General features: G+C 32.7%; 21 protein-coding genes, 4 tRNA genes, 1 pseudogene and 1 riboswitch. Of the genes and pseudogenes, 23 read left to right on the top strand and 3 right to left on the bottom strand.

What is annotated here, in order from left to right:
• Positions 1 to 65: 65 nt before the first annotated feature.
• The 8 genes from HMPREF0520_RS06325 to HMPREF0520_RS00815 all read left to right on the top strand — a co-directional run bounded on the left by HMPREF0520_RS06325 (position 66) and on the right by HMPREF0520_RS00815 (position 8,129).
• Positions 66 to 155: transfer RNA gene (locus tag HMPREF0520_RS06325), tRNA-Ser, on the top strand.
• Between the two features lie 99 nt (positions 156 to 254).
• Positions 255 to 326: transfer RNA gene (locus HMPREF0520_RS00845), tRNA-Glu, on the top strand.
• Between the two features lie 4 nt (positions 327 to 330).
• Positions 331 to 403 (top strand) — tRNA-Val (locus HMPREF0520_RS00840).
• Between the two features lie 46 nt (positions 404 to 449).
• A riboswitch (SMK box riboswitch) is annotated at positions 450 to 526 on the top strand.
• The gene (gene metK / locus HMPREF0520_RS00835) at positions 524 to 1,729 is read left to right on the top strand and encodes a methionine adenosyltransferase (RefSeq protein WP_006729004.1); all 1,206 of its coding nucleotides are present in this window, start codon (positions 524 to 526) and stop codon (positions 1,727 to 1,729) included. (Overlaps the previous riboswitch by 3 nt.)
• Complete coding sequence (locus HMPREF0520_RS00830; RefSeq protein WP_006729003.1) at positions 1,722 to 3,188, top strand: MDR family MFS transporter; 1,467 nt, start codon at positions 1,722 to 1,724, stop codon at positions 3,186 to 3,188. The genes metK and HMPREF0520_RS00830 overlap by 8 nt, the downstream gene beginning before the upstream one ends.
• A 286-nt stretch (positions 3,189 to 3,474) precedes the next feature.
• Positions 3,475 to 5,889 carry a leucine--tRNA ligase gene (gene leuS / locus HMPREF0520_RS00825; protein WP_006729002.1) on the top strand — a complete coding sequence of 805 codons (2,415 nt, stop codon included), beginning with the start codon at positions 3,475 to 3,477 and terminating at the stop codon, positions 5,887 to 5,889.
• 21 nt (positions 5,890 to 5,910) lie between these two features.
• Positions 5,911 to 7,539 (top strand): putative polysaccharide biosynthesis protein, encoded by a 1,629-nt coding sequence (locus HMPREF0520_RS00820; RefSeq protein WP_006729001.1) that lies wholly within the window; start codon positions 5,911 to 5,913, stop codon positions 7,537 to 7,539.
• Positions 7,540 to 7,562: 23 nt separating this feature from the next.
• A complete protein-coding gene (locus HMPREF0520_RS00815; protein ID WP_006729000.1) occupies positions 7,563 to 8,129 on the top strand; it encodes a histidine phosphatase family protein in 567 nt (188 codons plus the stop codon).
• Between the two features lie 144 nt (positions 8,130 to 8,273).
• On the opposite strand, the gene HMPREF0520_RS00810 is transcribed toward HMPREF0520_RS00815, so the two are convergent.
• Entirely contained in the window at positions 8,274 to 9,038 is a 765-nt protein-coding gene (locus tag HMPREF0520_RS00810; protein ID WP_006728999.1) for a DeoR/GlpR family DNA-binding transcription regulator, read from the bottom strand.
• A 162-nt stretch (positions 9,039 to 9,200) separates the two neighbouring features.
• Here HMPREF0520_RS00810 and HMPREF0520_RS00805 point away from each other — a divergent pair, with 162 nt between their 5' ends.
• The 4 genes from HMPREF0520_RS00805 to HMPREF0520_RS00785 all read left to right on the top strand — a co-directional run bounded on the left by HMPREF0520_RS00805 (position 9,201) and on the right by HMPREF0520_RS00785 (position 12,562).
• Positions 9,201 to 9,671 carry a PTS sugar transporter subunit IIA gene (locus HMPREF0520_RS00805; protein ID WP_006728998.1) on the top strand — a complete coding sequence of 157 codons (471 nt, stop codon included), beginning with the start codon at positions 9,201 to 9,203 and terminating at the stop codon, positions 9,669 to 9,671.
• A gap of 17 nt (positions 9,672 to 9,688) precedes the next feature.
• Complete coding sequence (locus HMPREF0520_RS00800) at positions 9,689 to 9,997, top strand: PTS sugar transporter subunit IIB (protein ID WP_006731507.1); 309 nt, start codon at positions 9,689 to 9,691, stop codon at positions 9,995 to 9,997.
• 18 nt (positions 9,998 to 10,015) lie between these two features.
• Positions 10,016 to 11,581 (top strand): PTS galactitol transporter subunit IIC, encoded by a 1,566-nt coding sequence (locus tag HMPREF0520_RS00795; protein WP_006728996.1) that lies wholly within the window; start codon positions 10,016 to 10,018, stop codon positions 11,579 to 11,581.
• A gap of 276 nt (positions 11,582 to 11,857) precedes the next feature.
• Entirely contained in the window at positions 11,858 to 12,562 is a 705-nt protein-coding gene (locus HMPREF0520_RS00785; RefSeq protein ID WP_006728994.1) for a class II aldolase/adducin family protein, read from the top strand.
• 385 nt (positions 12,563 to 12,947) lie between these two features.
• On the opposite strand, the gene HMPREF0520_RS00780 is transcribed toward HMPREF0520_RS00785, so the two are convergent.
• Entirely contained in the window at positions 12,948 to 13,643 is a 696-nt protein-coding gene (locus HMPREF0520_RS00780; protein ID WP_006728993.1) for a helix-turn-helix domain-containing protein, read from the bottom strand.
• A 600-nt stretch (positions 13,644 to 14,243) separates the two neighbouring features.
• Between HMPREF0520_RS00780 and HMPREF0520_RS06535 the strand changes: the two genes are divergently transcribed.
• From HMPREF0520_RS06535 to HMPREF0520_RS00735, 8 genes and pseudogenes are all read left to right on the top strand, one after another.
• A complete protein-coding gene (locus HMPREF0520_RS06535) occupies positions 14,244 to 14,423 on the top strand; it encodes a hypothetical protein (RefSeq protein ID WP_006728992.1) in 180 nt (59 codons plus the stop codon).
• A 483-nt stretch (positions 14,424 to 14,906) separates the two neighbouring features.
• Positions 14,907 to 15,254 (top strand): annotated as a pseudogene (locus HMPREF0520_RS06530) (BRO-N domain-containing protein); the annotation flags it as partial.
• 5 nt (positions 15,255 to 15,259) lie between these two features.
• Positions 15,260 to 15,628 carry a hypothetical protein gene (locus tag HMPREF0520_RS00760; RefSeq protein WP_006728990.1) on the top strand — a complete coding sequence of 123 codons (369 nt, stop codon included), beginning with the start codon at positions 15,260 to 15,262 and terminating at the stop codon, positions 15,626 to 15,628.
• Entirely contained in the window at positions 15,625 to 16,098 is a 474-nt protein-coding gene (locus HMPREF0520_RS00755) for a hypothetical protein (protein ID WP_006728989.1), read from the top strand. The genes HMPREF0520_RS00760 and HMPREF0520_RS00755 overlap by 4 nt, the downstream gene beginning before the upstream one ends.
• Entirely contained in the window at positions 16,067 to 16,267 is a 201-nt protein-coding gene (locus tag HMPREF0520_RS00750; protein WP_006728988.1) for a hypothetical protein, read from the top strand. Before HMPREF0520_RS00755 ends, HMPREF0520_RS00750 begins: the two co-directional genes overlap by 32 nt.
• A 16-nt stretch (positions 16,268 to 16,283) precedes the next feature.
• Positions 16,284 to 16,478, top strand: coding sequence for a hypothetical protein (locus HMPREF0520_RS00745; protein WP_006728987.1), 195 nt, complete (start codon positions 16,284 to 16,286; stop codon positions 16,476 to 16,478).
• Entirely contained in the window at positions 16,462 to 16,878 is a 417-nt protein-coding gene (locus HMPREF0520_RS00740; protein WP_006728986.1) for a hypothetical protein, read from the top strand. The genes HMPREF0520_RS00745 and HMPREF0520_RS00740 overlap by 17 nt, the downstream gene beginning before the upstream one ends.
• Before the next feature lie 174 nt (positions 16,879 to 17,052).
• The gene (locus HMPREF0520_RS00735) at positions 17,053 to 17,334 is read left to right on the top strand and encodes an AbrB/MazE/SpoVT family DNA-binding domain-containing protein (RefSeq protein ID WP_255260622.1); all 282 of its coding nucleotides are present in this window, start codon (positions 17,053 to 17,055) and stop codon (positions 17,332 to 17,334) included.
• Between the two features lie 211 nt (positions 17,335 to 17,545).
• Here HMPREF0520_RS00735 and HMPREF0520_RS00730 read toward each other — a convergent pair.
• Positions 17,546 to 17,629, bottom strand: a tRNA-Leu gene (locus HMPREF0520_RS00730).
• Positions 17,630 to 17,709: 80 nt separating this feature from the next.
• Between HMPREF0520_RS00730 and HMPREF0520_RS00725 the strand changes: the two genes are divergently transcribed.
• The 3 genes from HMPREF0520_RS00725 to HMPREF0520_RS00715 are packed head-to-tail and all read left to right on the top strand — an operon-like array spanning position 17,710 to position 22,129.
• Positions 17,710 to 18,582, top strand: coding sequence for an NAD(P)H-hydrate dehydratase (locus HMPREF0520_RS00725; protein ID WP_006728984.1), 873 nt, complete (start codon positions 17,710 to 17,712; stop codon positions 18,580 to 18,582).
• Entirely contained in the window at positions 18,583 to 20,868 is a 2,286-nt protein-coding gene (locus tag HMPREF0520_RS00720) for a glycoside hydrolase family 31 protein (RefSeq protein WP_006728983.1), read from the top strand.
• Positions 20,852 to 22,129 carry a D-alanyl-D-alanine carboxypeptidase family protein gene (locus tag HMPREF0520_RS00715; RefSeq protein ID WP_035514746.1) on the top strand — a complete coding sequence of 426 codons (1,278 nt, stop codon included), beginning with the start codon at positions 20,852 to 20,854 and terminating at the stop codon, positions 22,127 to 22,129. Before HMPREF0520_RS00720 ends, HMPREF0520_RS00715 begins: the two co-directional genes overlap by 17 nt.
• Positions 22,130 to 22,333 lie beyond the last annotated feature (204 nt).

Below are 22,333 nucleotides of genomic sequence, written 5' to 3'. Positions count from 1 at the left end.
TCTTTTAATTTTTCAGTATAATCCGTTTGGATTTATTGAAAGACTATTAATTTAACATTAATAGTGGAGTGTTGTCCGAGAGGCCGAAGGAGCATGATTGGAAATCATGTATACGGGCATTACCTGTATCGAGAGTTCGAATCTCTCACACTCCGTAGTTAGGGACTTTTTAAGTTTTTAACTAGTTATAAATATCGCTTGCATAGCTTTGTGGGCAATGTTATCATCGAAGCTATGTTAGGGATAATTTATATGACCCGTTGGTCAAGTGGTTAAGACATCGCCCTTTCACGGCGGTATCATGAGTTCGAATCTCGTACGGGTCATTTTGGAGGATTAGCTCAGCTGGGAGAGCATCTGCCTTACAAGCAGGAGGTCACAGGTTCGAGCCCTGTATCCTCCATAGGAGACTACCAAATGGTAGTCTTTTTTAATATTTATTATTGTATTACGGTTAAGGTCCCGAGAGGATTCGAAATTCGAAGATGCCTTGTAACCGATTTTTTAAAGGGGGACTTCTATTATGAAGCAAGAGAAACATTTATTTACGTCAGAATCAGTTTCTGAGGGTCATCCAGATAAAATTGCTGATCAAATTTCAGATGCAATTTTGGATGCAATTTTAGCTAAAGATCCTAATGGTCGTGTTGCTTGTGAAACTACGGTAACTACAGGATTGGTTTTAGTTGTAGGAGAAATATCTACATTAGCATATGTTGATATTCAATCTATAGTCAGAAAGACAATTAATGAAATAGGTTATAACCGACCAGAATTAGGCTTCGATGCTTCTAATTGTGCAATTTTGGTTGATATTGATGAACAATCATCTGATATCGCTGGAGGAGTAGATAACTCCTTAGAGGTTAGAAGTGGTAATAAAGGCGATGATCGTCTTAATCAAATTGGTGCTGGAGATCAAGGCTTAATGTTTGGATTTGCCATTAAGGAAACACCTGAACTTATGCCTTTACCTATATCCTTAGCACATAAGATTATGAGAAAAACTGCTGATTTACGAAAAAATGGTACTTTACCTTGGTTAAGACCTGATGCAAAAGCTCAAGTAACTGTTGAATATGATAAGGATAATAAGCCTAAACGTATTGATACTATTGTTGTTTCAACACAAACAGATGATGTAGTATCAAATGATGAAATTCAAAATAGTATAATTAATGATGTGATTAAAAAGGTTATACCAGAACGCTATCTTGATGAAAATACAAAATATCTAATTAATCCTTCCGGGAGATTTGTTATTGGTGGACCTAAAGGTGACTCAGGATTAACTGGTCGAAAAATTATTGTAGATACTTACGGTGGCTATGCAAGACATGGTGGAGGTGCCTTTTCAGGTAAAGATTTAACTAAAGTTGATCGTAGTGCAAGTTATGCAGCACGTTATGTAGCTAAAAATATTGTTGCAGCAGGGTTAGCTTATCGTTGCGAGATTCAGTTAGCCTATGCAATCGGTGTAGCACATCCAGTATCAATCATGATTGATACTGCGGGTACAGGTGTAGTTGATGAATCACTATTAGTACAAGCTGTGCGTGAGATATTTGATTTGCGTCCAGCTGGGATTATAAAAATGTTAGATTTAAATCGTCCTATATATAAGCAAACTGCAGCTTATGGGCATTTTGGTAGAACTGATATTGATTTACCTTGGGAGCATACCGATAAGGTCAGTGAATTATTAGATTATGTGAAAAATCATGAATAAAGTCCGTCATACAAATATAAAAATCATCACCTGTGCTATTTTTCTTACCACTTTTATGACTGCCATAGAAGGAACCATTGTTTCAACAGCAATGCCAACTATTGTTTCAGATCTTAATGGTTTGGAGATTATGAGTTGGGTTGTATCAATATTTTTATTAATGACAGCAGTAACTACACCAATTTATGGAAAATTAGCAGATAGTTTCGGTCGAAAGCCCGTGTTCTTATTTGGAATATTAATTTTTGTGATAGGTTCGTCGTTATGTGGCTTAGCACAAAATATGTTTCAATTAATTATCTTTAGAACAATTCAAGGCTTAGGATCTGGTGCTATTCAACCTGTTGCAATTACGATGTTAGCTGATTTATATCCAATTGATAAGAGATCTAAAATATTAGGATTAAATTGCGGCTTTTGGGGTGTAGCAGCTATATTAGCACCTTTATTGGGTGGATTTATTGTACAACATTTATCGTGGCATTGGATATTTTATATTAATGTTCCGATAGGTATTGCAGCATTGATTATGGTACAGGTATATTTTATTGAGAAAAAGGTCAATAAAATAGTATCGCTAGATTATGCAGGATCAGCAATTTTAATCGTATTTTTATTATCGTTGATGTTATTTTTGCAATTTCTGGATCAGCCCGGAACTTTGTTGTTGACTATCGCTTTATTAGTTATTAGCATATTTAGCTTTGTATTATTCTTTAGTGTAGAAAAAAAGGCTAAAGATCCAATTATCCCTTTGTCTATTATCAAAAATAAGGAATTTATCTGTCATAGTTTAATTACTCTATTAATTTCAGGAGTTGTTATTGGCTTTGAATTTTATATTCCGACTTGGATGCAGGGAATTAATGGTGTTAGTTCATCAATGGCTGGTTTTGCAGTCACACCAAGTTCTTTATTATGGATTGTTGGTTCCTTCATTTCAGGAACATTAATGTTTCGTTATGGTACCAAAAAGCTATTTGATGTCTTTTTAGCAGTATTATTATTGGCAGATATATGTCTTTTATTAGTACCAATATATACACCGCTTTGGGTATTTTGCGTTTTGGCAGCTGTTAATGGCATCGGTTTTGGAATCATTATCACAGTGGCATTAATGAAATCACAATTGATTGTTTCTCCAAAAGATATAGGGGTTGCAACAGCATTTAATACATTGTTGAAATTTTTGGGTCAAACAATGATGGTTTCACTCTTTGGTGTTGTATTTAATACTTCAATTATGGCAGGATTACAAAAACATCCGCAGTTAACACAAAATATGATGAATAAAATTGTTGCTTCTGCTAAATTATCTCAGTTAGATCCAAAATTTGTTCCACAATTAAGAATGGTGCTTATTAATGCATTAAAATCTGGTTATTGGGTAGCATTAGTTTTAATTGTCGTTTCTTTTTTACTGAATCATTTGTATAAAGAAAAGAGAATTAAAAAGTAATATGATGGTATAAATTACCTTGTAAAATTTCTTTTTTGTGGTAAATTATAATCATTATAGATAAAAAAAGAGTTGAGATTAGTAAATGAACCTGCATTTTCAGAGAGGGATTATTGGTGTGATATCCTAATGTAATTCATTGAACTTACTCCGTAGCAAACTCTACGTTGGCACAGCGATAACGTGCGACAAGGGTCATGTTATGCATGGAACTTAGGTGGTACCGCGATTCAATTTCGTCCTATGATTTACTTTCATAGGACGTTTTTTATTTTAGGAGGAAAAAATGTATAATCACAAAGTTGTTGAAAGAAAATGGCATCAATATTGGTCAGAACATAAAACATTCAAGACAGGAACAGATCCAAATAAGAAAAATTACTATGCTTTAGATATGTTTCCATTTCCATCCGCTAAGGGTCTTCATGTAGGGCATCCAGAAGGATATACTGCTACCGATATTTTAGCTCGTATGAAAAGGGCACAAGGATATAATGTTTTACATCCAATGGGTTGGGATGCTTTCGGGTTACCAACTGAGCAATATGCAATAAAAACTGGTAGAGATCCTATGGATGTTACTAAGGAAAATATAGCTAATTTTAAAAATCAACTAACCCAACTTGGATTTTCTTACGATTGGGATCGTGAGGTAAATACTAGTGATCCTGCTTATTATAAATGGACACAGTGGGTATTTGAACAAATGTATAAAATGGGATTAGCTTATGAGGCTGAAGTTCCTGTTAATTGGTCACCAGATCTGGGTACAGTTGTAGCAAATGAAGAAGTAATTGATGGTAAAACAGAGCGTGGAGGTTTTCCTGTTTATCGTCGCAATATGCGTCAGTGGATGTTAAAAATGACAGCTTATGCAGATAGATTATTGGAAGATTTAGATGATTTAGATTGGCCTGAACCAATCAAAGAAATGCAACGCAATTGGATTGGTAGATCATATGGTGCCCAAATTACTTTTCAAGTTGAAAATACTAATTTGACTTTTGATGTTTTTACTACTAGACCAGATACATTGTTTGGTGTTAGTTATACTGTTTTGGCACCAGAAAATGAATTAGTTAAAAAAATAACTACAGAAGAACATCAAGCGGATGTAGAAGCTTATATCAAAAAAATAGAATCAAAATCTGATTTGGAAAGAACTGATCTAAATAAAGATAAAACAGGTGTTTTCACTGGAGCATATGCTATTAATCCAATTAATGGTGACAGAGTACCTATTTGGATATCTGATTACGTTTTAGCAAGCTATGGTACTGGTGCAGTGATGGCAGTACCTGCACATGATGATCGTGATTATGCTTTTGCCAGCAAATTCTCTTTGCCAATTAAAGAAGTTATTAAGGGCGGCGATGTCACTCAAGCAGCCTTTGTTGGCGATGGTGAGCATGTAGCTTCTGATTTTATTGATGGATTACACAATGAAGAAGCCAAAAATAAAATAATTGAATGGTTAGAGGAACATAAGCTTGGTAAAAGAACAGTCAATTATAAATTGCGTGATTGGGATTTTTCAAGACAACGTTATTGGGGAGAACCTATACCTATAATTCATTGGGAAGATGGTGAAACTACATTAGTTCCTGAAGACCAATTACCATTAATCTTGCCACATACAACCAATATTAAGCCTTCAGGCACACCTGAAAGTCCATTAGCTAATTTGACAGATTGGATTAATGTTGTTGATGAAAATGGACGTAAAGGTAAACGTGAAACTAACACTATGCCTAATTGGGCTGGTTCTTCTTGGTATTACTTACGTTATATTGATCCTCATAATACTGAAAAATTAGGTGAATATGATTTATTCAAGAAATGGCTTCCAGTTAATATGTATGTAGGTGGAGCTGAACATGCTGTAAGACATTTATTGTATGCTAGATTTTGGCATAAGGTGCTCTATGATTTAGGGGTTGTGCCTACTAAAGAACCATTCCAAAAATTATATAATCAAGGTTTGATTCTTAAGGATCATGAAAAAATGTCTAAGTCTAGAGGCAATGTAGTAAATCCTGATGATATCGTTGAAGAATATGGAGCAGATAGTTTAAGAACTTACGAGATGTTTATGGGACCACTTGATGCATCGATTGATTGGGATGATAATGGTCCAGCATCGATTAAAAAATTCCTTGATCGTGTTTGGCGTTTAATGGTTAATGATTTGGATGTTAAGGCTGTAGTAAGTGACAAAATTGTAGAAGAAAATGACGGTCAACTGGATAAAGTTTACAATCAAACTGTCAAGAAAGTTACAGAAGATTTTGAAGCACTACACTTTAATACTGCAATTTCGCAAATGATGGTGTTTGTCAATGAGGCTCAAAAGGCAACCTCTATTCCGCGTGCTTATGCTGAAGGTTTTGTTCAATTGTTAGCCCCAGTTGCACCACACATGATGGAAGAAATTTGGCAAATATTAGGTCATGATGAATCAATATCATACGTTAAATGGCCTAGTTATGATGAAAGTAAATTGATTGAATCAGTAGTTGAAGTGATGATTCAAATTAATGGAAAATTGCGTGGAAAAATTAAGGTAAAAGTGGATACTGCAAAAGAAGAATTAGAAAAGCAGGCTTTAGCTGATCAGCATGTTCAAAAGTTTTTAGCAGATAAAGAAATACGAAAAATTATCATTGTTCCCAATAAAATTATCAATATTGTAGCTAAATAATATTTTACTTAGGAAATTTAAATGAATAATAACAATCAACAAACAGAAAATTCACGCATTTCTTTGCTAAAAGGTTCCGCTTGGATGACGCTAGGTTCAATTTTTTCACGTGTATTAGGTGCGATTTATATTATTCCATGGTATGCATGGATGGGAGCACATGGTAATGTAGCCAATGCGTTAACAGCTAAAAGTTATAATATATATAGCTTATTTTTGATAATCTCTACCGCTGGTATACCAGGTGCAGTAGCAAAACAAGTTGCTAAATATAATGCCATAAATGAATATGGTATTGGACGCAAACTATTCAAGCATGGCTTATTTTTGATGATGATCTTTGGAGTTGTATCTGCATTTGTTATGACTATAGCTTCACCAATTTTAGCAGGTAATGATTCAAGACAGATTCCAGTATTACATAGTTTAGCTTTAGCCGTATTGATTATTCCAATTTTGAGTATTATGCGAGGATATTTTCAAGGCTACAATGATATGATGCCATCCGCACTTTCCCAACTTGTAGAACAAATTGCTCGTGTTGCATGGATGTTATTTACTGCATATCTGATTATGCAAGTTCAACATGGAAGTTATTTAACAGCTGTTATTCAATCTAATTTAGCAGCAGCTGTCGGTGCATTTTTTGGCATTGCTCTCTTAGTTTTGTTTTTACTTAAAAGAAAGAGTAATGATGATAAATTAATCTTATCTTCTAATAATGAAATTGAAGTTTCTACTCAAAGTCTTTTTAAGGAAATTATCGGCCAATCGGTACCTTTTATCATTATTGATTCTGGTATTACATTTTTTCAGTTAATGGATCAATATACTTTTCATCCGATTATGAATAACTTGGTGCATGTTTCCTATGATCAGATTGAAAGCTGGTATGCTTTATTTGGCTTAAATGCTAACAAGTTGATTATGGTTATCGTATCTTTAGCGACAGCAATGGCGATGACGGCGATACCATTACTCTCTGGTGCTCACGCCAAAAAAGATTATAAAGATATTTCCAGACAAATAGAAAATACTTTAGAATTATTTTTATTTTTCATGATACCTGCATCATTAGGAATGGCAGCTGTTTCAGTGCCAGTTTATACAATCTTTTATGGAGCTGATCCTTTAGGTGCGAATATTTTATTTTTATCTGGCATAGCAGCAATGTTTTTAGGTGCATTTACTATTTTAATGGCGATTTTGCAAGGACTATCTGAAAATGGTTTAGCTATTAAATATTTACTTATTGGAATAATTATCAAGAGTATCTTTCAATGGCCGGCAATCAAACTTTTCCAAGTATATGGTCCTTTGATTTCCACAATTATCGGACTCATTTTCACGATATCTTTTGCTTTGATGCACTTGCGTATAAAATATAAGTATAATTACAAACGAACAAAAAAAATATTTATTGCCATACTAATAATATCGTTAATGATGTTTATGCTTTCTTTGATATTTGTTGTGATAGCAGGCAAATTATTAAATCCCGAACATAGAATTAATGCATTGATATTAGCTACTGGTGGAAGTATTATAGGCGGGCTGTTTTATTTTTATATCACATTTAAATTAAAGCTAGCCCAAAAAGTTATAGGAAATAAAGTTGAACGATTGGCAAAAAAATTACACATCTGTTAAGTTTATAATATATGGAGTAAGTTATGGTAAAAACATTGTATATAGTACGTCATGGACAGACATTTTTTAACTTTCATCACAAAACACAAGGTTCATGTGATTCGAGATTAACCGCCTTAGGTATTAGACAGGCTAAGGCTGCTGGAGATTATTTTAGAAAGCAAAATATACATTTTGATGCTGCTTACTGTTCTACGCAGGAACGTGCTAGTGATACATTAGAATTAATTACGGACCACAAAATGCCATACACTAGATTAAAGGATTTTTGTGAAAAAGATTATGGTATATTTGAAGGTGCTGACGAGTATACTTTGCCTTGGAATGGTGATAAATTGGATGCACCATCTATGGAACGTGATGATCATGTTGTAGAAAGAATGGTTAATGGTCTCAAACAAGTTCAGAAAGAGACTGAGGATGGACAAAATATTTTGATTGTAGCACATGGTGATATTATTGCTATGTTTTCTAAACTATATAATTCTAATATTCCGCATTTTAGTTGTTGTAGTTTTGTTAAGTTTCTTTATGATAAAGGTACATATACATTTGCAGGTTTTTATGAACCAGCAATAGATGTTGAATAAGAAGATATATTGTATTTTGATTTCTAGAAAATAAAAGATATAAAAAAAGTCTACCTGATGCTGTAGTGTCACAAAAAAGTAGGACTAAAAATCTAACTTTTTTTGATTACTTCATATGCATGAGATAGACTTTTTATTTAGGTTTTATGAGTTAATTATTTGTATATTATGTACTTTACAAAAATTGATAAATTTAGTATCTGTGATTTTTTTATCGGTAATTAGTATATCAATATCGCTTAAATCACATAGTTTTATAAAATCTTGATTATTTTTGAATTTAGATGAATCAATTAGTGCTACCGTCTTTTCTGATTGTTTGATGGCTTCACGTTTTACTTGTGCTTGTAATAAATCTGCCATATATAAACCAGATAAATCTATAGTACTGCATGAAACAAATGCATACTTAGTTTTAAATTGATGAATAAATCGTATAGCTTCATTATCTAATACGGATTGTGAATAAGGTTTTATTAAGCCTCCACTAATAAAAACCGAAAAATTCATGTGGTTTTGTAATTGGCTGGCGACAATCAAATTATTGGTAATAATTTTCAAATTGCTAAAATTGTTTAAATATGTTGCCAATTTAGTGCATGTAGTAGATGAATCGATAAAAATTGCATTATTGTTTTGGATTAAATTAGAAGCCGTTTTACATAGCTTATCCTTCAAAAGGGTATTTTTGTTTTCTCGATATAACCATGCATATTCAATGTTTTCTTGCTTTAACAATATGATTTTTCCAGCTTCACGCTTAATTAAATGTTGTTGCTCAAGGATCATAAGGTCACGTCTTAACGTTGAGATAGGAGTATTGGTGTTTTTTTGAAGAGTAGTAATGTGTATAGTTGGATGGTCTTTTAAAATTTCAATCAACTTGTTGATTCTCTGACTAGATTTCATAGTGTATAATCTCCATATTCAAAAAAGTGGTCAAATATCCATTATAATACCACTAAAAATGAAATATTTTCAAATTACATAAATTGATATATAAGCAAGCTTTAAAAGTAGATAAACTAAAAGTGAATAAAGAAAGCGTTTGCAAAGAAAGGGAAGATCAGTATGACAACAATAGACTATAAAAATATGATTCAAAAAGATTGCATTTTTTTGAACTTAAAAGTCGCTGATAGACATGAATTATTTGAACAAGTTGGCGAGAAATTAAAGCGTATCGGATATGTTAAAGATACATATGTAGATGCTCTTAATGAACGTGAAGCAGAATTTCCAACAGGGTTAATGACTAAATATCTACCTATATCATTACCACATGTTGATTCCGTAAATGTTAATCGTGCATTCATTGCTGTAGTAAAAAATGATAAGCCTATTCATATGTTACAAATGGGTAGCAATGAGGATATGCAATGTGAATATTTTTTCTTTTTAGGCATTACTGATTCCTCACATCAAGTTATATTGTTACAAAAATTTATGCAGTTATTAAGAGATAAATCGTTTGTTGATCGATTAATTTGCATTAATAATGTAGATGATATGTTCGAATTTATGCAAGAAAAATTTAATTAGAATGGAAGATGATTGATATGGCAAGTATTGTTGTTGCATGTGGTAGTGGAGTTGCTACTAGTGAAAATGTTGTTGGAATTATAAAGAGCTTTTTGGAAGAACATAATATAACAGGTGTTAAAGTTAATGCTACGGATTTTAAACAGTTAGCAGATATCTTACCTCAGTATGATATTTATGTTTGGATAGCTAAACCAACGCAAGAGATAATGGATATATGCAGTAAGAATGGCATAATCGATGTTAATGGTGTTAATATCCTTACTGGTAACAATGATGAAGATTCTTATAAAAAGATTATTTGGGGATTAAAGAGATTGATTTAATAACAAAGGGTGAGAAAAATGCAAGTTTTACAAAGTGTAGTGCAATGGGTACTGAACTTGGGTTCCAATGTATTTGTACCGTTCATCATGTTTATTATTGGACTAGCTGCAGGATTAAAATTTAAAAAATCATTTGTAGCTGCTTTGACATTAGGTGTAGCATTTACTGGCATGACACTTGTTGTGAATTATATGACAAGTATTATTACACCTGCTGGTAAAGCAATGTCAAAAGCTCTGAGTGTATCTTTAACAGCTACAGATTTAGGTTGGACAGGTGTAGCTGCTATTACATGGACAGCTAAGGTAGCATTCTTGTTTTTCCCATTGCTGTTAGTTATTAATTTTATTATGTTGGCATTGAATTGGACTAAAACATTAAATGTTGATATGTGGAATGTTTGGAATAAGATCTTTACGTATGTTTTGGTTTATTATATGACTAATAGCATGTTATTTGGCTTTTTAGTAGCCGGCTTACAGATTATTTTTGAATTAAAAGCTGGGGATGTTTTCCAAAGACATATTCAAGATTTGACGGGAATGGAAGCAATTACTGTGCCACATTTCATTACATTATTTGCTGTCATTTTAATGCCTTTAAATAGAATTTTAGACTTCTTCCCAATTTTTAATAAACCATTTGATGCAGAACATATCCAAAAGAAACTTGGTATATGGGGTAGAAATGATACTATGGGTTTCATTATTGGATTATTACTTGGATTTGGAGCCGGATATGGATTATCTAAGTCATTAACTTTGGGAATTGAAGCAGCCGCAGCTATGTCACTATTCCCAATGATATCTAAACTTTTTATGGAAGCATTGAATCCTATTGCAGCTTCTATGGGAAAATTTATGAAAAATCACTTTAAAGATAGAGAAGTTTACATAGGAGTTGACTGGCCGGTATTAGCTGGAAGAAGTGAATTTTGGGTAACATTAATTATTCTAGTACCTATTGAACTTATTTTTGCTATGATATTGCCTAAAAATAATGTTTTACCTTTTGCTGGAATTATAAATCTATCCTTTGGTGTAGCTGCATTAATATTAACAGGTGCAAATTTATTGAGAATGATAGTGCTTGGTATTATTACTACTCCTATCTTCCTATACGGAGGAACTTATTTCGCACCAATGATCACCAAAATGGCACAAACAACACATGCAGTTAAAGTACCTGCAGGAACTCAAATATCATGGTCTTCATTTGAAGGTCCTGATTTTAGAATGCTATTTGGGCAAGCATTTTCGTGCAAATGGTGGGCTATAATTGGTGCTATTGTTTGGACTTTGTTATTTATTTGGATGTATAGATATGTATCTAAGGCACCACTTCCTAGTCAAAGATATCATATGAACTTAGATACTGAAGAGGTAAGTGACACAACTAATACAATTTCTTCTGAAAATGTTATTAGTGATGACTACAAATCCATTGATTTACATGAATTAGATGGTAAAGATTTGAGTAATAAGAAACATGTGATACCTAACCTTAGGAGAAGTAATGAAGATTACAAATCTGTAGGTTTACATGATATAGATGGTAAGGATTTTAGTGCATTAAGACATTAATTAGTGGTATTGAAAAATGAAAACAAAAAAGATATTTTGGAATTTTTTATTACTGTTGAATATCATTATTTTTATTATTGCCATACTTAATCATGTTTTATATTTATCTATTTTGGTTATATTTTTATCAGCATTGATCAGATTTAAAGGAAATAAATTTATGTATGATAAATTGGATGTTTCGCATCAGCACAAACTACAGTAAATATATCAAAGTATATGTAGATATTAAAAGACTGATTAATAAAAGCAATAAATTTTAAGAAGGATACTATTATGACTGAAAAATTTATATTTGAAGATGAAAGAAGAGACTTAGCACGTATTGCAAAATTATTTTTCGATAGAAATCGTACTAATGTTGCTGGGGGCAATATTTCTGAAAAAATAATTCCAAAGGAAGATTATATATACGACAATATTTGTATTAAAGCTAATCATCCATACATCATTATGACCCCAACTATGATGTCAGAGGCATGGTTTGGTGATTTAGAAGCTAGCCAAATATTGGTTGTTGACTTAGATAGTGGAGAAAAAATAGACGGTGTAGGTAGATTAACTAGAGAGATTAATTTACATGAGGAAGCATATAAAGCTAATCCTAATATAACTGTTGTATATCATTCACATGCACCAAAATCTATGTTTTGGGCAACTTGTGGATTAGATGAGCCTAATGTTACTGAAATTACTAATGTGCAAGTTCCTTTAGGAAAACTTAAGTGCTTACATTATAGCCCAGCTTGTACTAAAGAATTGGCTGATACAGTTAGAGAAGAATTATTAAATAGACCAAATCAAATTGATAATTTTCTTTTGCTAGATAGTCACGGCGTATTAATTACTACTAATGATTTGCATAGAGCTGCTATGATTTTGGAAGTAACAGAGTGGAACGCAGAAATTGCTTATAAGCAGGCTGTCTTTAACAAATTAGGATTGTTGGATGGATATCATTCTTGTGGTAAAAAAATATAGTCCATAGATAACATATAAATATATGATAAAAAGAGTTAAAAAACAGTAAATGTCTTTTAACTCTTTTCAATTGCTTTTAAAAATAAACATAAGTTAAATCTGTATATCAAAGTATTAGTTTTTTATATGAGAAGCCGTAACAGCATAGCGATTAATTGTTATATCAGTAATATGAGGGTAACGGTATATTTTAGCCCACCTTAAAAAGTATTCATAAAAGGCTGGTGCTTTGTTTGCAGCAACAACATCTGCATTTGCATCAGCTAAGAATTTATTAGCCCAAATAGAAGCCTCACGCTTAGTTTTAAACCTTTGCTTATATTTTAAACCAAGTTAACACGTACACCCCCCCAAGAATTGTTGTTTTTAATATAAGATGCCATGATTAAAATACTACTTTTCCTAAAATACGCACTTGATCTCTTGCAAAATACATTGGTTCATATTTAGGATTAATTGATTTTAAAATAATCTTTTTGCTTTCATAATCTACATAATATTTTTTGCAGGTGACGGCGGAACCGTTAATTTCAAAAATGCCAATTTCGCCAATTTCCAGAGTAGGCTGTTCATGGTAAAAGATAATAGAGTTGCTGGCAATCTTAGGTTCCATGGAATCACCTTTAATGTGAATAGCTTTGTCAGCCTTAGCAGGAACATCTGTTTGTATCATTTCAGAGTCAAAATCACCATATTCAATAGGTTCACCAGCGGCGGAAGTACCAACAACATATATAGAGCGTTTCTTATTCAAATTGCTGTTTTGCTCGTCTAGTTGCTGTTGGGCGTAACTATATACTTTATGTTTTCTAATATCAGCTAATTGATTATAAACTGTTAAAATGTTAGATTTAGAATTTTCATTATAATTAAAACCAAATATCAGGGTGTAAATATCAGTATTAAAAAATATAGCAATCTGTTCGATTTCCTCTATTTTTGGATAACGTTCTCCAGAAACCCATCTAGAAATAGATGATGTGGCTTTACCTAATTTTTGCCCTAATTCTTCCATCGTAAGATTATTTTGTCTTCTAAAATAATCAATCATTTGTCCAAAAATAATTTTGCTTTCTTTCATAGATATCACCTGCTTTCTAAACTAAAGTATATCAATAAAAAATAAGACAGTAAATAAAAAGTTGACAAAAACGGAAATAATTATTGACATAAATGCAACAAGAGCATATACTATAATCAGTTAAAGGAAAGGAGGAAAGCCATGGAAGATTGGAACAAAAAAATAGATGAGCTCACTGAATTGGTCAGCAAACTCATCCGGTTAGCACTAGAGATCGGAACTCTAGCGTCAGTTATTAAAATGATACTGGACAGTATCCGATAAACAAAGACAAGGGAGAAGCAAAATGCGACGCCCTTATCTTTGACAATTATACCAGTCTTTTAACAGGCAAACAATATGCTAAAAAAAGTAATCTTCTTATTATGGCAAATTATAAAATTAATTTTGATTATTTTAGGTTTGATGTATTTATTTAAATTGATTTAGTAGAAAGGAGCGAAGATATTGCAAATGACATTGAATTTTTTTGAATTTCACCGAAGTATGGATGGCGTGGAAGATTTGTATTATCACGAAATCGAGTAATATGGATTAAAATATGCTTATTTGGAAGAATAAGTATATGCAGTTAAAAAAGAAGATGCTTAATATCCTAAAATGGTATATGCTGATAATCCATATCTTGCTTGGGAATTCTTAGAACATAAAGGATTTGCAAAACACGTTAAAAATACTACTTATAGGATTACAGACAAAGGTATTCAATATTTAGAAGATCTATTTGATATACAAATTTTAGTTGAAAGGAGGTTAATGAGTGAGAAAAAAGAACACTAAAAAAGATGACCAACTCGTAAGCTAGCTCTTGCAACCGCAACTCTCGGTTTGCTAGAAAAGCTTATTGAATTAGTCATCAAACTAATAGAAATAATTGATGGGAAATAATTCCCTTAATTATTGAGCTTAAAAACTCACTCAAAAGTATACCATGAATAAAAATAAAAAGCGATTAGAAATAGTGTTATGGGTATTGCTAGGACTAGGTATAATAAATTTACTTCTAGATCTCTTCAAACTATTGTAAAAAAACTAAGAAAGTAGAGGGCAAAAATGCAAATTACACTTAAGGCTGCAAGAGTTAATAAAGGACTGACGCAAAGGGAAGCAGCCAAATATTTAAAAGTTCAAAAATACCGATTAACTTACTAAAAGATATGTGTTCATTATACAAAATAACAATGAACTATATAATTTGGGGCAAAAGTACTAAAAAAAACGCACAAAAATTATAACCAAAGGGAAAGGCGAAACGCCGCCCCCCTTACGCAAGGTGGAATTCAGAAAATGAATTTTAGAAGTGAACCTAATCTATACAAGCTGATTTTTCAATCACGCAAACCTGAAGCTGAGAAATTTGCCGATTGGGTAAAGTCTGAAGTATTGCCAGCTATTTTTTTACAAAGGCGTTTATATGATTGACAAAAAGGTATACGACATCGCACATGATAGATCAGGTCAACCTTAGCCGACTTACTTCAACAAACTGCCGATCAGCTAAAGAAAAAAGATATTCAAATCGCTGAAATGAAACCAAAAGCACTATTTGCAGACGCAGTAGCTACAAGCAATCGTTCAATTTTAGTTGGCGAGTTGGCTAAGCTTATCAGGTAAATATGGATGAAGTCAAGGCTAAAAATCTTGTCGAAGTTGCTTGTAATGCTGAACGATATTCAGAGGTTGCCCCAAAAGTTGAACAAGCGATGACTAGCTTTGCACGTTCGGTAGTAGCTGACACGATGAAGAAAAATGTCGAATTACATTACAAGTTAGGGTTATCTCCGAAGATTGTGCGTAAGTTAGGCAGAGGATCAAATAAAAAGAGATCGACTTCTGGTGCAGATTGCGAATTTTGCACAGAACGTGTCGGAACGTTTAAATACAATAAAAAAACTATTGATAAAGAAATTTTTAGGCGACATGCTCATTGCACTTGTTCGATAGAATACTTCCCGCACAAGGAGGGGCGAAAGCAGAAAAAGTGAAAGCGTGCCAATCGATGGAGGAACAAGAAGATAGAGCAGAGTATAAGGCACTTTCAGAAACGTTAGGAAAAAGGATGCAAGTGTCATTGTCAGATTTCCAAAAAATTAAGTATAATAATTCTAAAGAGTACAAAGAATTAGCAGAACGTGCTGAATGGCTTCAAGCAAAATTTCCTAGCGAAAAATCTTTAAATGGTCATTTTAATAAGCATAGCAATGAATTTCATTATGAATTAACTAAAGAAAAATATAATGAAATAGCTTCAGTGCTATTATCAGAATCAATTGGAAACAATATAATATGTTACGATACAAATAGCGGTAGAAGAGTTAGATACGATAAGAAAAATAATATCATTGCTATAGGTAGTCGAACTAGTACAGGAAAAGTTAGGATTAATACTTTGTTAAGGCCAAAAGAAGGGGAGAATTATTATAATGAAAACCACAACAGAGATCATTCTAATTAATGGTGAAGAGTGTATTCACTGCCCTGTTTGTGAAAGAATTGTGCCGCTTTTTGATGTATGCGAGTGTAACTGGGAAAATACGGGAGAGACCAATATTGACGGTGGTCCAAATAAAATGACCTTGGCAGAGGCTAAAGAAGCTTATGCCAAAGGATTAAAGATTAAATAAATAAGGATTGATTAACATGACTAAATTCTTAACTTCTACAGAATATTACTATTGCCCCGATTATAAAAAATTCGTAAAGCGGGAAGGCGGAATGTTTTTTTGTATTAAGAGTGGCAAAGAAATTTTTGATGACTTCTATTCTAAAATAGATTTAGGATCAATATATGCTGAGAATATAACTAAGGAGGAATATTATGCTCAATTATCTTAGAGCATTTATTATTGCATTGATTGCACATTGGGGGCAAAAAGATAAAGGAGGACATCTTTATTTTTTTCATCCGTTTAGAGTATCTCAAGGTGTTAAGAGCTTACGAGTGAAAGTTGTTGCTTTGTTGCACGATGTATTAGAAGACAGTGAAAAATTTGACTTTTCGGATTTCTATTTCATTGATGAGGAGCAAAAAGAAGCTATTAAATTATTAACTCATAATAAATCAGTAGATTATTTTGATTATATACAAGAAGTGAAAAAGAATATGATAGCTAGAGAAGTAAAGTTGGCTGATTTAAGTGATAATATGAATTTATCACGTTTGAAAGAAATTACAGAAAAAGATAAGAGAAGATATGATAAATATAAAACAGCAAAGAACTGTCTATTAAACTAACCACCACCTAATGATATGTGTCCAGTATTCTGGGTACATATCAGAGTATTTCTCTAGGTTTTTTTGCATATAAAAAACGTGTTTACATTGTATCTACAAAAGTAGATACTAAAAATAACATATTGATGCTATATGTTGAGGTATAAGTGTTTCTTAAAAAAGGGGTTAGAGATTATGCGTACTGTGAATTTAAAACAATGGGGGAACTCAATGGCGGTGCGATTGCCTAAGTCAGTATTAACTCAAGCTGGTATTGGTAATTCACCAACTGTTTTTGATATAAGTGTTAACAATGATAAAGAAATAATTTTAAGAAAGAAGAAAAAGCCCAAAAATTTAAAAGAACTTTTTAAAGGATTTGATTATAAAAAGTATTGGGCTGAATGGAATCAAGAACATTCAGGAAAATCCAAAGAGATAAACTGGGGTGAATCTGTAGGTCGTGAAAAGTTCTAAGCTGTTAGTTGGAGAGAAAGTCATAGACATAATTAAGTTAACATATTAAAAAAGCTGTTAGCGATTAAACTAACAGCTACAACAGAACTATATCTGAACAATTCTTTATATTCAGTATATAGTTCTTTTATTTTTTCGTAAAGAATATTTTGTTTTGCAAATTGCTTGCCAGTAAATTGAATGTAAACTTTGATATATCAACAAAGTACTATGCCTCAAACAGGAGTCGAACCTGCACTCACTAACGTGAACAGCGACCTGAACGCTGCGCGTCTGCCAATTCCGCCATTGAGGCTTGCTATATTAAAGCTTTTGCCTATGTGTTATAATAACAAAAAAATAGTATAAGTCAAGATGTAAGCGTTTGTAATAATTATGATGAAAAAAATTGAAGAAAATATACTTTATGAAACCATTACGCCTCGAAAATCTAATACGCATAAGGGTGATTACGGTAAGATTTTGTTAATAGGTGGTAATCTTAACTTCGGCGGTGCCTTAATTATGTCTGCTGAAGGTGCATTAGGTGCAGGTGCCGGCTTAATTTGTGCAGCAACGCATTCGATTAATGTAGCTTCTTTGCATGCTCGTGATCCTGAAATTATGTATGTAGATTGGCGTGATGAGCAGAATTTAAGTAAATTAATACCACAGATGGATGTGATAGTTTGTGGTATGGGGATGGGAATAGATGCAGGTGCCAAAAAAATCTTGCAACTTGTTAAAGCAACTGTTACTAACAATCAAATAGTGGTTCTTGATGCAAGTGCATTGGATATAATTGCTACAGATACTAGCGTCATTGCACATCAGGCTAAGAAAATAATTATTACACCGCATCAGATAGAATGGCAGCGGTTGAGTAACATTAGAGTGCAATATCAAAATGATAGTGCTAATCAGACAGCTTTAAATGGTCTATTTCCACAAAAAAATTGTATTTTGGTATTAAAGTCTAATAAAACTAAAATATATGATCAATTTGGTAATATATTGGAAAATCCTTTAGGCAATCCAGGTATGGCTACTGGTGGTTGTGGTGATACTTTGTCAGGTATTATTGGCGGTATATGTGGACAGTTTGGCGGGGAATTAAATGCTGTAGCAAGTGCTGTTTACTTGCATTCTTTAGCAGGAGATATTATTTATAGAAAAAATTATATTGTCCGACCTACTGCAATTAGTGCATTGCTGCCGCAATTACTAAAGAAATACGAATATAACAATAATGATGTTGAGAGGCAGTAGATGGATTTTTTAGATAATAAACAACATTTAATAATTACAAATAATCAGCAAAAGTTGAAAGTAGATATTATTACGGCTGATATAGTTAGACTTTATACAGGTTCTGATGTCAAAAAATCTGCTGCTATTGAGGGAAATAAAAAAATAGATGTAGATTATAAAGTTTTTGAAAAAGACGATCAGCTAGAAATTAAAACAAATAGATTAAAATTGTTAGTAAAACCTGATTTGCGTTTTGATTTGTATGACTATGATGGGAATTCTTTAATTAAGAATTATCATGGTGAATTAAAACCATTGGATAGAGGATTAACACCAGAACAAAGGAAATTAGCTGAAGCTGAGGGTCATTTGATACCTGCGGACTCTTCTGCTGGATCGATTATGTTTGTTAATGAACTGGCTGAAGATGAGCAATTTTATGGCTTGGGTGATAAAACTGGATTTCTTAATAAGCGTGGGTATGAGTACGATGACTGGAATACTGATAATCCTAAACCACAGGTGGAAAGTTTTACTAAGTTGTATAAATCTATTCCATTTTTAATTGGTGTTAAAAATTCACATCCCTATGGTATTTTTGTAGATAATACATTTAAAGCACATTGGGATCTTGGCAAAGAAAGTAATGATTATTACTATTATTCTTCTGAAAAAGCTGAATTAGATGTTTATTTAATAGTTGGTGACACTATTAAAAATATTGTATCTAATTATACGTATTTAACTGGTAGAACACCATTACCTCAAAAATGGACTTTAGGCTATCAACAATCTCGTTGGGGCTATAGTGCTACTCAGGCAGAAGTAGAACGGATAGCTGGATTGTTGCGTAAACATAATTTGCCATGTGATGTTATTCATTTAGATATTGATTATATGGATGGCTTTAGAGTGTTTACGTGGCGTAATGATAGTTATACAGACCCGCATGATTTTGTTAAAAAGTTGAACAAAATGGGATTACATGTGGTAACTATTATTGACCCCGGTGTAAAACTAGATAAAAATTATGGCATATATCAAGAAGGCTTAGAAAAAGGATATTTTGTTAAAAATCCTGATGGCACCATTTATGTTAATGAAGTCTGGCCAGGAGATAGTGTTTTTCCTGATTTTGGTCGTGAAGAAGTACGTTCTTGGTGGTCAAAAAATATTAAGTTTTTGGTCAATTTAGGTGTTTCTGGTATTTGGGATGATATGAATGAACCAGCAAGTTTTAGAGGTGAAATACCTGATAATATTGTATTTCATCATGAGGAGATGCCGACCACACACGCCCAAATGCATAATGTTTATGGACATTATATGGATAAGGCTACTTATGAAGGATTAAAAAAATTAACTAATAAACGACCATATGTAATTACGCGTGCTGCTTATGCGGGAACGCAAAAATATGCTACGGTCTGGACCGGTGATAATCAAAGTTTATGGCCACATTTGCAGATGATGGTGCCGCAATTATGTAATTTAGGGCTTAGTGGCTTTTCATTTGCAGGTACTGATATCGGAGGATTTGGTGCTGATTGTACTGCAGAATTGTTAGTGCGTTGGATTGAGGGTGCAATTTTTAGTCCATTGTTGAGAAATCATGCAGCAATGGGTACTAGGAGTCAAGAACCATGGACTTATCCCACACCAACTTTATCTATTTACCGTAAATATCTTAAGTTGAGATATCAATTTATTTCTTATTTGTATGATTTGTTTTATCAGGAATCTAAAACTGGTTTACCGATTATGCGACCATTGATACTTAATTATCCTGCTGATCAAAAAGTTTCCAATATGAATGATCAATTCATGGTTGGTGATCAAGTGCTTGTATCGCCAGTATTACAAGCAGGTGTTACAGCTAAAATGGTGTATTTGCCACAAGGTAAGTGGCATGATTATTGGACTGGTGATGTGTATGCTGGTAATCAATATATAATTAAAGATGCACCACTAGAGGTTTTACCAATATTTGTCAAGGATAATACATTATTGCCAGTTGATCATTATGAAAATTACGTTGATTGTCAAAAATATGATCAAATAACATTTAAATTGTATGGTACACATGCTGAATATGACCACTATCAAGATAATGGCTTGGATTTTGACTATCAATTAGGCAAATATAATGTGTATCATGTTTACGCAGATGAAAATGCTGCTGAGGTAACTTTGATTCATTCAGGATATGATCGACATTATCAAAAAATAATTGTTGAACTTAATGGTAAAAAATTGAAATTTACTTACAAGCCTGATGGTGATAAATATGAAATTGAAAAATAATAACTCATTTAAAAATTATCAGATAATAATATTTCTTGTAGCTTTTGTTTGCTTAATTATATTTGGTTGGAAGGTATTTAGATATCGCAGAACTTATATAGAGGTGCCAACCCAAACTAAGACGGAGATATGTGATAATTATGCTCAAGATAACTTAGCTTTGAATGCTAAAGCAGCTATTATATATGATCTAAAAAGCGGGCAGATTATGTACGCTAAAAATATTAAACAAAAGTTGCCAGTGGCGTCAATGTCTAAGTTGCTTACTATATATTTAACTTTAAAAGCAATCAATGCTGGTAAAATTTCGTGGCAAACTAAGGTGATGCCTAGTAGAGAAGCTATTGCGGTGAGTAAAAATCCAGAATATTCCAATGTCCCTTTACAATTAGGTCATCAATATACAATTAGGCAATTATATCAAGCTACATTAATTCAGTCTGCTAATGGTGCAGCTATGGTTTTAGCTTCTGCTGTTGCAGGTTCATCTAAAAAATTTGTTGGCATGATGCGAAAACAATTGCTAGATTGGCACATTAGCCAAGCACAAATTGTCACGCCTAGTGGGTTGCCTAATTTTACCTTAGGTAGGGATGCTGATTCAAACAAAAATGCTGATGCTGAAAATGAGCTGTCAGCTAGTGATATGGGAATTTTGATCAAACATTTGTTATTAGAGTTCCCCCAGGTGTTAGATACAACCAGAATTTCTAAATTGAATTTTCCAGATGGCCATAATACTTTTAAAATGGTTAATTGGAATTTAATGTTAAAAGGATTGAGTCAATATAATGAAGCATATCCAGTTGATGGTTTAAAGACTGGTACCACTGATGCTGCTGGTGCGTGTTTAGCTAGTACTTTAGTCAAAAATGGTCGTAGAATCGTAACAGTTATTATCGGTGCTAGACACTTAAATGGTAATGATCCCGCTCGATTTGTTGAAACCAAAAAGTTGTATGCATACTTTTATAATAATTATAGTTTGCATATCTACAAACGCTGGACGCAATTTCCAGGTAAAACGCTGATCAAAGTGAAAAACAGGCCAATCAATGAAGTGCGTGCATGTTTGTATCAAGATACTGGTATTTGGATTAGTAAAGGTCAAAAGTTAGACGCCGAGTTATCAATGAATAAAATGCCAATGCCGATTAAGGTGGGAACAAATATTGGAAAATTAATCTTTCCTAATATCCCCGCTTTGAATAATGAAAATGCGTTAGCTTTTGATGCCACTACATCTAAAGAATTAAAATAATATCCGTATATCTTGCCATAGGTTAAAGATCCTTGTTATAATTTCATTTGAAGAGGTTAAAAGTAGTAATAAAATTTTTGCTTTTTAGCGAGTCTGTGGTGGTGTGAGGCAGATACTTAATTTTATGAAGGCGTGTTTAACTTAAATTAATAAAATATGTAAAAGTGGATACTTAGTGTCAAAATGAGTGGTACCGCGGGAATA

This window comes from Lactobacillus iners DSM 13335, assembly GCF_000160875.1.
GTDB lineage: Bacteria > Bacillota > Bacilli > Lactobacillales > Lactobacillaceae > Lactobacillus > Lactobacillus iners.
Note: the sequence above shows the minus strand (reverse complement) of the source record. Positions and strands in the feature narration are given on the sequence as shown.

Bases quoted from the DNA above. Each gene is read 5' to 3' on its own strand.
- HMPREF0520_RS00780 (WP_006728993.1), bottom strand. From the start codon at position 13,643: ATGAAAGAAAGCAAAATTATTTTTGGACAAATGATTGATTATTTTAGA.
- HMPREF0520_RS00830 (WP_006729003.1), top strand. From the start codon at position 1,722: ATGAATAAAGTCCGTCATACAAATATAAAAATCATCACCTGTGCTATT.
- HMPREF0520_RS06535 (WP_006728992.1), top strand. From the start codon at position 14,244: ATGGTATATGCTGATAATCCATATCTTGCTTGGGAATTCTTAGAACAT.
- HMPREF0520_RS00725 (WP_006728984.1), top strand. From the start codon at position 17,710: ATGATGAAAAAAATTGAAGAAAATATACTTTATGAAACCATTACGCCT.
- HMPREF0520_RS00735 (WP_255260622.1), top strand. From the start codon at position 17,053: ATGCGTACTGTGAATTTAAAACAATGGGGGAACTCAATGGCGGTGCGA.
- HMPREF0520_RS00760 (WP_006728990.1), top strand. From the start codon at position 15,260: ATGGATGAAGTCAAGGCTAAAAATCTTGTCGAAGTTGCTTGTAATGCT.
- HMPREF0520_RS00800 (WP_006731507.1), top strand. From the start codon at position 9,689: ATGGCAAGTATTGTTGTTGCATGTGGTAGTGGAGTTGCTACTAGTGAA.
- leuS (WP_006729002.1), top strand. From the start codon at position 3,475: ATGTATAATCACAAAGTTGTTGAAAGAAAATGGCATCAATATTGGTCA.
- HMPREF0520_RS00810 (WP_006728999.1), bottom strand. From the start codon at position 9,038: ATGAAATCTAGTCAGAGAATCAACAAGTTGATTGAAATTTTAAAAGAC.
- HMPREF0520_RS00750 (WP_006728988.1), top strand. From the start codon at position 16,067: ATGAAAACCACAACAGAGATCATTCTAATTAATGGTGAAGAGTGTATT.
- HMPREF0520_RS00805 (WP_006728998.1), top strand. From the start codon at position 9,201: ATGACAACAATAGACTATAAAAATATGATTCAAAAAGATTGCATTTTT.
- HMPREF0520_RS00745 (WP_006728987.1), top strand. From the start codon at position 16,284: ATGACTAAATTCTTAACTTCTACAGAATATTACTATTGCCCCGATTAT.
- metK (WP_006729004.1), top strand. From the start codon at position 524: ATGAAGCAAGAGAAACATTTATTTACGTCAGAATCAGTTTCTGAGGGT.
- HMPREF0520_RS00820 (WP_006729001.1), top strand. From the start codon at position 5,911: ATGAATAATAACAATCAACAAACAGAAAATTCACGCATTTCTTTGCTA.
- HMPREF0520_RS00740 (WP_006728986.1), top strand. From the start codon at position 16,462: ATGCTCAATTATCTTAGAGCATTTATTATTGCATTGATTGCACATTGG.
- HMPREF0520_RS00795 (WP_006728996.1), top strand. From the start codon at position 10,016: ATGCAAGTTTTACAAAGTGTAGTGCAATGGGTACTGAACTTGGGTTCC.
- HMPREF0520_RS00815 (WP_006729000.1), top strand. From the start codon at position 7,563: ATGGTAAAAACATTGTATATAGTACGTCATGGACAGACATTTTTTAAC.
- HMPREF0520_RS00720 (WP_006728983.1), top strand. From the start codon at position 18,583: ATGGATTTTTTAGATAATAAACAACATTTAATAATTACAAATAATCAG.
- HMPREF0520_RS00715 (WP_035514746.1), top strand. From the start codon at position 20,852: ATGAAATTGAAAAATAATAACTCATTTAAAAATTATCAGATAATAATA.
- HMPREF0520_RS00785 (WP_006728994.1), top strand. From the start codon at position 11,858: ATGACTGAAAAATTTATATTTGAAGATGAAAGAAGAGACTTAGCACGT.